The sequence below is a fragment of the Paraburkholderia sp. genome (assembly GCF_035656215.1).
Taxonomy (GTDB): Bacteria; Pseudomonadota; Gammaproteobacteria; order Burkholderiales; family Burkholderiaceae; genus Paraburkholderia.
Genome location: NZ_DASRSY010000036.1, coordinates 1 through 8,208 on the forward strand (window position 1 = coordinate 1; position 8,208 = coordinate 8,208).

General features: G+C 62.2%; 13 protein-coding genes and 1 pseudogene. 4 read left to right on the forward strand and 10 right to left on the reverse strand.

Annotation, left to right across the window (positions count from 1 at the left end; translation table 11 throughout):
- Positions 1 to 280: pseudogene (locus VFE81_RS01860) on the forward strand (metallophosphoesterase); the annotation flags it as partial.
- A gap of 14 nt (positions 281 to 294) precedes the next feature.
- Here VFE81_RS01860 and VFE81_RS01865 read toward each other — a convergent pair.
- Complete coding sequence (locus VFE81_RS01865; RefSeq protein ID WP_325042963.1) at positions 295 to 996, reverse strand: RES family NAD+ phosphorylase; 702 nt, start codon at positions 994 to 996, stop codon at positions 295 to 297.
- A complete protein-coding gene (locus tag VFE81_RS01870) occupies positions 993 to 1,430 on the reverse strand; it encodes an MbcA/ParS/Xre antitoxin family protein (RefSeq protein WP_325042964.1) in 438 nt (145 codons plus the stop codon). The genes VFE81_RS01865 and VFE81_RS01870 overlap by 4 nt, the downstream gene beginning before the upstream one ends.
- Before the next feature lie 112 nt (positions 1,431 to 1,542).
- Here VFE81_RS01870 and VFE81_RS01875 point away from each other — a divergent pair, with 112 nt between their 5' ends.
- Positions 1,543 to 2,145: a hypothetical protein gene (locus VFE81_RS01875; protein ID WP_325042965.1), complete on the forward strand. Its 603-nt coding sequence runs from the start codon at positions 1,543 to 1,545 to the stop codon at positions 2,143 to 2,145.
- Positions 2,146 to 2,176: 31 nt separating this feature from the next.
- Here the strand turns inward: VFE81_RS01875 and VFE81_RS01880 are convergent, their stop codons facing one another.
- From VFE81_RS01880 to VFE81_RS01890, 3 genes are read right to left on the reverse strand one after another with little or no spacing between them, the layout of a single operon-like run.
- Entirely contained in the window at positions 2,177 to 2,578 is a 402-nt protein-coding gene (locus tag VFE81_RS01880) for a DUF2442 domain-containing protein (RefSeq protein WP_325042966.1), read from the reverse strand.
- Positions 2,575 to 2,817, reverse strand: coding sequence for a DUF4160 domain-containing protein (locus VFE81_RS01885; protein ID WP_105510489.1), 243 nt, complete (start codon positions 2,815 to 2,817; stop codon positions 2,575 to 2,577). Before VFE81_RS01885 ends, VFE81_RS01880 begins: the two co-directional genes overlap by 4 nt.
- A 57-nt stretch (positions 2,818 to 2,874) precedes the next feature.
- A complete protein-coding gene (locus VFE81_RS01890; protein WP_325042967.1) occupies positions 2,875 to 3,726 on the reverse strand; it encodes a LysR family transcriptional regulator in 852 nt (283 codons plus the stop codon).
- 100 nt (positions 3,727 to 3,826) lie between these two features.
- Between VFE81_RS01890 and VFE81_RS01895 the strand changes: the two genes are divergently transcribed.
- Positions 3,827 to 4,210 carry a tautomerase family protein gene (locus tag VFE81_RS01895; protein WP_325042968.1) on the forward strand — a complete coding sequence of 128 codons (384 nt, stop codon included), beginning with the start codon at positions 3,827 to 3,829 and terminating at the stop codon, positions 4,208 to 4,210.
- Positions 4,211 to 4,245: 35 nt separating this feature from the next.
- On the opposite strand, the gene VFE81_RS01900 is transcribed toward VFE81_RS01895, so the two are convergent.
- Together VFE81_RS01900 and VFE81_RS01905 are read right to left on the reverse strand one after the other, a co-directional pair.
- Entirely contained in the window at positions 4,246 to 5,040 is a 795-nt protein-coding gene (locus VFE81_RS01900) for an SDR family NAD(P)-dependent oxidoreductase (protein ID WP_325042969.1), read from the reverse strand.
- Between the two features lie 288 nt (positions 5,041 to 5,328).
- On the reverse strand, positions 5,329 to 5,652 hold the full coding sequence (locus VFE81_RS01905; RefSeq protein WP_325042970.1) for a hypothetical protein: 324 nt from the start codon (positions 5,650 to 5,652) through the stop codon (positions 5,329 to 5,331).
- Between the two features lie 202 nt (positions 5,653 to 5,854).
- Here VFE81_RS01905 and VFE81_RS01910 point away from each other — a divergent pair, with 202 nt between their 5' ends.
- Complete coding sequence (locus VFE81_RS01910) at positions 5,855 to 6,682, forward strand: TOBE domain-containing protein (RefSeq protein ID WP_325042971.1); 828 nt, start codon at positions 5,855 to 5,857, stop codon at positions 6,680 to 6,682.
- A 35-nt stretch (positions 6,683 to 6,717) separates the two neighbouring features.
- On the opposite strand, the gene VFE81_RS01915 is transcribed toward VFE81_RS01910, so the two are convergent.
- The 3 genes from VFE81_RS01915 to VFE81_RS01925 all read right to left on the reverse strand — a co-directional run.
- On the reverse strand, positions 6,718 to 7,419 hold the full coding sequence (locus VFE81_RS01915; RefSeq protein WP_325042972.1) for a sulfate/molybdate ABC transporter ATP-binding protein: 702 nt from the start codon (positions 7,417 to 7,419) through the stop codon (positions 6,718 to 6,720).
- Between the two features lies 1 nt (position 7,420).
- Positions 7,421 to 8,095: a molybdate ABC transporter permease subunit gene (modB, locus tag VFE81_RS01920; protein WP_325042973.1), complete on the reverse strand. Its 675-nt coding sequence runs from the start codon at positions 8,093 to 8,095 to the stop codon at positions 7,421 to 7,423.
- 18 nt (positions 8,096 to 8,113) lie between these two features.
- Positions 8,114 to 8,208: substrate-binding domain-containing protein (locus tag VFE81_RS01925; protein ID WP_325042974.1), on the reverse strand; the 95-nt coding region annotated here is incomplete at its 5' end.

Here is an 8,208-nt window from a genome sequence, read left to right on the forward strand (position 1 = left end):
TGGCAATTTTTCTGCCGAAACGCGTCAACAATTGCTGTGGGGACGCGATCTGGCCTTGGGAAATGGCGATCCACTGCGTCAGCACGGCCTTTCGCTGACCTATTGCGGTCATACGCCGATGCGCGAAATCCAGCAGATCGGCTCGCAGATTTTCATCGACACCGGCGCGTTTGGGCCCGGCGGCAAGCTGACGATCGTGGAGCCGCTGGCGTTGCGGCGCTGGTCGATCTCGGTTGAGGCAGCGCGGGAGAGCGGGGCGGCGGCGTTGGCGCTGCCTTGATGGTTTCGAGTCTCCTAGCCGACCTGATTGAGCTCGAACACCATATCGATGCTTGCCCCATTCCAGTTGTATTCCAGATACGCCGCGTGATGGCAGTCGCGCAGTAGCGTGGTTTTGAACGCCGCGAGGCACTCGCCTTCGTCATCCCGCACCGACGGATACACGATGCCCGGCGCGCCGGCCTCGTGCACGGCACGGCCGAGCGATTGTCCGGCGACATAGTCGTCAGGCGACAACACCGCGAGATCGAGCGATGCGTCGGCGCGGATATCGACCACGTTGCCTTGCGCCGCGACCGTGTAGAGCCGCATCTGTTGCCGCATGGGCGGCTCGGCGGTCGCCTCCAGAAATTTCCCCGTGTGATAGCGCGTCTCCGCGATCGCAGTGGCACGAGAGCGGGCGCAATAGAACACGCCATACGTGCCGTCGGAAAAGCGGCTACCGAGCGGATTGAGGTGCGTCAACGCGGCCATGATCGGCCCATAGCCCGGACCGAAGCGACGCTCTTCGCGTGGCACGAGATCGAGTTCGCCGACTTCGGTGCGCAGGCGGTCATTGGTCATCGCTTCGAGCGCGTACAGGGCGTCGAAATCTTCCGGCGATGCCACCCGGTCGAACAGATTGACGGCCGGAAAACGCGTCGGAATCACGCGATATGCGGGCGACCAGTGAAGCGGCGCGCTGCGCCAGCGGTGCTGCCAATGCGGTTCTGTCACGCCCAGCCGCCTCGCATCGCGTCGAGATACTGGCGTACCGCCACGAGGTCGCTGATATTGCCGGCCAGCATGCGGTCTAGCGCACGGCGGCCGCCGAACGGCGGCGCGCTGTTGGGGCGCTTGATCCAGGTGTCGGCGGCGCTGGGCTGCGGCAGCAGGATTTGCAGCGCCTTATAGATGCCGAGCAGCAGCGACAGGCGTTCCAGCGTGTCGCGCCCCAGACGGGCCGTTCCCGGTGCGGATTTCCATTTGAAATAGGTGGAGCGGCCCGGGGAGCCGAGCAGCACGATCTGCTCTTCGGCGCTCAAGTCCCAGTCTCGCGCGATGTTGAAGAACGCGCGCAGGCCTGCCGCCGACATTTCCGTAAGCGTGGGTTCCGGAATCGGCCGACGGATTGGCGGTTCGGGCTGGGTGGCGCGGGCAGCGTGAGCCATGAATAGGTAAGTCCTTATATGTACTTGTTATTGATATTAGTCTAAAAATGGATTTTTGCAAGAGAATATAATCCCGGCTCGTTATAAAGCCGAAGATGAGGAGAAGCAGGAGATGTGGGTTCGAGTAGTGGCAACAGCAGTTGCAGTGTGGTGTGTGTCCGGTGCGGCAATCGCCGCTGGTTATACGGAAGTGTGGAATCCGCCCGAGTCGGCTGGGCATACGGCGAAGCACGCCAGGAAAGCAACGGGGGGCGCCAAGATCAAGTCTACCGCCGGCGCGAAGGCGGGTTCGAAGCACGCGGCGAACGGTCAACATGGTGCGCAGCGAGTGGCGTCGGCGTCGAAGCGTGGCGCCAGGCCGGTAGCGCACGGCAGCGTGAAGACGGTCGCGGCCAGGAATGTTGCCCACCGGGGCGTGGTTCCGGGTGCGGGCAAGCCTAAGTCGAAGGCTGCCGTGGTGGTGCAGGGTAAGAAGCCGCACGCACAAGTTGCTCAGGCGAAATCGCAAGGCAGGATCATGCGCGCCAACCTGGTTCAGGGCCATACAGCGCATGCCCACGTGGTCACGGTGGCGGCGAAAACCGGCGCGGCCAAGCCTGCTATAGTCCATACGAACGCGCCCGCCAGGGCGGCAAACGTGCCGGCGAATCCTGCGGGCCCAACCGCTAATCCTGCTACCGTCAGCAGCGGCTCGTTGCCGCCGATCCTCCACTGATCATCGGCGGGGCTGCTTCGGGGGGTAAGTCTCACGCAGCCTTGCGCGGACGGCCCCCTTTCTTGCCGTTCTCGCGGGCGGCCGCCGACTTCGCCTCGGATTTCACGCTGCCGCCGCTGCGGCCGATATCGCGCATCCATGCTTTAGAGCCAAATACGCCGTCGATAAGGCCGTGCACTGACACGACGACGTCGAGCGCCGGAAAAACAAGCGCCGAACCGAGACCGAAAATCTGAATCTCGCGCAGATTCTCCGGCGACGCGTTGTGCAAACCTTCGATAAAGGCGATTGGCACAAGCAGCGAAACGCCGTTGGTGAGGGTGATGTCGAGTCTTTTTGTGCGCGGCTTATAGCATGCGCTGCGCGCGGCGGGACGTTTGGCGGTCTCGGCGCCGCGTTCCTGCGCAAGCCGCCATTCTTCGCTGCTGTTCATGAGTGGATTCCTTTCCATGCGGAGCACAGGAACGGCACCATTTCGTTAATGCGTTTTGCCAGCCGGCGCGCTTCGCGTTCTGAATAACCTCGAGCCTCGCGAATCGAAACCGGGCCTTCGGGACAATTCAAGATAAAGATAATCTCACCATCCGGACCGAGAACATGAACATGTGGCGGAGCGTGATCGTGAGGGTAGATGACCACGATCAGCCCGTCGATCCGGGCAATGATGGGCATATAGCGAGCATTATATACCCTAGCCGCTTGGGTTATTGCGACGAAGCGTCGAATACCTCAAGCGCTTGCCAACCCGTTCGTCACCAACCGCAAGGTCTCCATCGATCGCTTGTCCTTCACCCGTGAATGCAAGGTCACGCGTGATTCCGGCAGCGGCGGCAAACCCAGCCGCGCGCCGACATCGACCAACCCTCGCGGCGCTACTCTGCGTGCCAGCGGCGACACCGCCAGGCCGGCTGCAACCGCGGCGCTGACCGCCGCCACACCTCCGCCGACGAACACTTCCTGCCATGCAAGCCCCGCTTCATTCAGCGTTTGAAGCGCGACGTCGCGCACATTGCACGGCGGGCTCAGCAGCGCGAGCGCCAACGGCTCGCCGACGCGCGGCAGCCATTCCGGTGTCGCAAGCCAGCCAAGCGGCTCGCTGAACAGCACCTGCGCGTCGTCACGCGGTGGCTCGTCGGCACCATAGCGAACGATCACAGCATCGAGGCGCCGATCATCGAAATGCGCGAGCAGTGCCGCGGACCTACCCAAGTGCAATTCGACCACCAGACCCGGATCGTGCGCGTTGAGGCGCGCAAGCAACTGCGGCAAGTTCGTCCCTGCGACATGTTCGCTCAGGCCCAGCGTGAGCCGCCGCCGCTCCACCGACAGCGAACCCAGCGCCCGCTCGTGCGCGCTCAGCAGATCGCGGGCCGCGCCAAGGAAGGCGTTGCCGTCCGCGGAAAGGCGCACGACGCGCGGCGTACGCTCCACCAATTGCTTGCCGAGATGCGCCTCCAGCCGCTTGAGCTTCAGACTGACGGCGGATTGCGTGGTGTCGAGCGCGTCGGCGGCACGCGTGAAGCTGTGCAGGTCGGCGACCAGCACGAAGGCGCGCACGGCATCGAGATCGAGAACTTTCATTTCAGATGAATATAGATGAAATATCCAATGATGTCTGTTTATTATGATTGAGCGCGCCTAAGCTGTGTTTACCCAATCAATGCAATCAAGGAGTTTCATCATGCCGCTCACACGAATCGCATTGCGCGCCGGCAAGCCGGCGGAATACCGGAAGGCGCTGACGGACAGCATTCAACGTTCGCTGGTGGACACGTTCAATGTGCCAAAAGACGACATCTTCATGCTCATCACCGAGCACGAGGCCGGCAATTTTGTTTACGACAAGCAGTATCTGAACGTCGAACGAAGCGACGATCTCGTGGTGATTCAGATCACGTTGAACAACACACGTACGCTGGAACAAAAGAAGGCGCTGTACAAACGCATGGCGGATGAACTGGCGGAGTCGCCTGGGCTGCGACGAGAGGATGTGTTCATCAATCTCGTCGAGGTGTTGAAGGAGAACTGGTCGTTTGGAAATGGGATCGCGCAGTACGCGGTTTGAGTGATTCACAAACGCGACGGCCTGCGCGGCGTTCGTCACGCAATCGTATCGACTACCCCGCCATCCACGCGCAGCGCCGCGCCCGTGGTCGCCGAAGCCTGCGGCGAGCAGACGTAGACGACCATGTTCGCGACCTCTTCAGTGGAGGCCGCGCGCTGAATGATCGAGCTCCTGCGATGCTCACGCACGAACTCGCTGGCAACCTGTTCGACGGTTTTGCCCTGCTGCTTCGCGGTGTCTTCCACCATCAAGCGGAAGCCGTCCGACAAGGTCGGTCCGGGCAGCACGGAATTCACCGTCACGCCGCTGCCCGCCACCTGCTTGGCAATCCCGCGCGCAATGCTCAACTGCGCGGTCTTCGAGAAGCCGTAGGCGAGCATGTCCGCCGGAATATTCAACCCCGATTCGGACGAAATGAATACCACGCGTCCCCATTTGCGCTCGATCATCCCTTCCAGATAGCTCCGCGTGAGCCGCACGCCTGACATCACGTTGACCTGGAAGTAGCGCTCCCAGTCGTCGTCTGCGGTGGTGAAGAGATCGCCGGGACCGAACACGCCGAGGTTGTTCACCAGAATGTCCGCGTGCGGCACGGCTTTCGAGAGCGCCGCGCAACCTTCGGGCGTGCTGAGGTCTCCGGCGAAGCCGTGCAGCTTTGCCTTCGGCGCGGTCTTGAGAATAGTTTCGATGGCGCGGTCCACCGCTTCCTGCTTACGTCCGTTGACGATAGTTTCCGCACCCGCTGTGGCAATGCCGATCGCGATGGCGAGGCCGATGCCCGCCGTGGACGCGCTGACGATGGCAGTCTTGCCCGATAGATCGATGATCACTGGCTTGCTCCTTGCTGAAGTTGCGGCGGACGGGTATTTGCCTTGGCAAATGCACGAGGTTGTTCCAAGTATGTCAGGAACGAGCACAATTTGCAGGCCAGCGCCTTGTCACGCGAAATTGTTCTACTGGTACGTCATGTTGAAGATCAACGAGGTGTCAGCCGTGCCGGAGGTGACGTGGCTGCTCGTTTGGTAATACGCCGCGAAAAGGGGATAGCCGTCCCGAGCGGCACGGGATTGAACGAGGCGTCGAGTACCTGTAGGCCAACGCCCGTAGCCGTCGAAGAATCATTCAACGCGACGACCGAGGAGGAGGTGCTGATGACGCTCGTCGCTGCGTCTAATTGATAGGCGATCGAGTTTATCTCCGGTGGGACAGTTGTTGAGCTTGATGGCAAACGAAGTGGTCGAAACACGGGAGCCGACGGCTTTAAACGCCGATGTACCCGGCGTCCCCATGTTTACCGTTACGTTTGGCGTCGAGCACGCTGGTTGAGTGATCGTCACCGAACTGTTGAACGTTATCCTGAGTCCTTCCAGACCGCCGAATAGATAGGCGCCAAGAACCTCCGCGGGAATTGTCGCGCCAGCGGCGATCGGACCGGTTTTCACCAATTGGACGCCGTAGGTGGAACTTGTAGATGAGCCCCAGTTCGACGAGCCGGAACTGTTCGTGTAGGCCGAATTGTAGCCACCTGATCCCTGGAATCTGAATGGATCTGTAGGACTAGTAGTCATGCATGAGTCGCTAGAAACGCCGAGGGCGCGATCTGCATCTCTATAATGATTCACACTTAACTGGCTACTTCCCCTTATGAGCACCAATACCCCTGACTCCTCCCTTGAACTCGGCGGCTCAGTCTGGTTTCAGGCGGGCGCGCAAACGCTCGGGGGCGCGTCGCGGATCGCGCTGCTCGCGGCGATCGGCGAGACCGGTTCGATCACCAGCGCGGCGAAAGCCGTCGGCATGAGCTACAAAGGCGCGTGGGACGCCGTCGACACGATGAACAACCTCGCCGGCGAGCCGCTCGTCGTGCGCCTGACCGGTGGCAAAGGCGGGGGCGGCACGACGCTCACGCCGCGCGCGGTGAAGCTGATCGATACGTTTCGGGCGGTCGAGCGCGAGCATCGGCGCTTTCTCGAACGTGCTGGCGCGGCGATCGAAGGCTTTGCGACGGATTGGGATCTGATCGGCCGCATCGGCATGAAAACGAGCGCGCGCAATCAGTTTTATGGAACGGTGTCGGCGATTACGCGCGGAACAGTCAACGACGAAGTGTCGCTGGCGCTGCCAGGCGGGCATACGATCGTCGCGGTGCTCACGCATGAAAGTACCGAGACGCTGGGGCTTGCGAAGGGGGAAGCGGCGTTCGCGTTGATCAAGGCGTCGTGGGTGGTGCTGGTCGTGGAGAACGAAAACGGTGCGCCGTTGAAACTGTCCGCGCGTAATCAGTTGCGCGGCACCGTGCAAAGTGTGAAGCGCGGGGCGGTCAACGCGGAAGTGTCGTTGGTGCTGGACGGCGGCGCGGTGATTACCGCGGTCGTCACGAATGAAAGCGTCGATACGCTCGGCCTTGTGGAAGGCGGGACCGCGGTTGCGGTATTCAAGGCGTCGAGCGTGATTCTGGGCGTGAAGGACTGAGTGAGCCGGGGGCGCTGGAAGGGCGCGTTCTCAGGTCAAGACTCGCTGCGCACATAGCCCGCAAACGCCTGATTCTCGCGCACACAACCATCGCTGACCTGCACGACCTGATCGCCGAACGCGGCGACATCGTCGGGATCGTGCGTGATCAACACCATCGGAATATCGAGCCGCGTTTGCAGGTCCGACAGCTCGCTCCGCATACGCTGACGTAGCGCGCTATCGAGCGCTGAAAACGGTTCGTCGAGCAACAACAACTGGGGTTGCGCAACCAGCGCCCGCGCCAACGCCACGCGCTGCTTCTGTCCGCCCGAAAGCTGCGCCGGATGATTTCCCGCCACGCTTTTCAACTCGAGCGCATCGAGCCAGTAGTCGATTTGCGGATGCGAGATCCGTGCACGGGGATTGAGCCAACCCTGCTGCAACCCGAAACCGATGTTCTGCCGCACGTTCAGATGCGGAAACAGCGCGTAGTCCTGAAACAGATACGCAATCTTGCGCGCCTGCGGTTTCTGATCGATGCCGCGCGCGCTGTCGAACAGAGCGTTGTCGTGCAGCGTGATCGCGCCATCGTCGGGGCGCAGCAGGCCGGCGATGGCCTGTAGCGTCAGGCTCTTTCCCGCGCCGGACGGCCCGAACAGCACGAGGCGCTGCGTGGTCGCCTTGAATGAGACGTCGAGCGTGAAGCGGCGCTCGGCGCTCTCGAAAGTCTTGCGGATGTCGACGGCGAGCGGCATATCAACGGGACGCCAGAAGCGTGTGCTGTGGTACCAGACGGCCCGCGAGCAACAGGATCACGACACACGTCACCGAAGTCACGAGCACGAGGAAATTGGCGGTGCTGTCGTCGCCGGCCTGCACGGCTGAATAGACCGCAACCGAAAGCGTCTGCGTGCGTCCCGGCAAGTTGCCCGCGATCATCAGCGTTGCACCGAATTCGCCGAGCGCTCGCGCAAACGCCAACAGACCGCCGGCGAGAATGCCGCGCGCCGCGAGCGGCAGCGTCACGCGAAAGAAGATGGCCGTCTCGCTGACGCCAAGCGTGCGCGCGGCTCGCTCGAGTTGCGGATCGACGGCTTCGAAGGCGGCGCGCGCCGACTTCAGCACGAGCGGAAACGCCACCACCGTCGACGCGATCACCGCGCCCTGCCAGGTGAACACCAGCTGGATATCGAAGCGGTCGAGCCAGCCGCCGATCACGCCACGTCGGCCGAGCAACACGAGCAGGTAATAGCCGAGCACGGTGGGTGGCATGACGAGGGGCAGCATGAGCAGCGAATCGATCACGTCGCGCGCGCCCGAGCGCCAGCGCGACAAACCGAAACCGGCCGCGACGCCGAACACCAGATTGAGCGCGGTGGCCCAGCCCGCCACTTTCAGCGACAACAAGAGCGGAATCCAGGCCTGTTGCATGAGCGTGCGGTACCTAAGTTAATGCGCGGGCTTGAAACCGTACTTCGCGAGCACGGCCTGGCCGGCCGGCGAAAGCACGAAGTTCATGAAGGCCTGCGCGTCGGCCGCGTGAC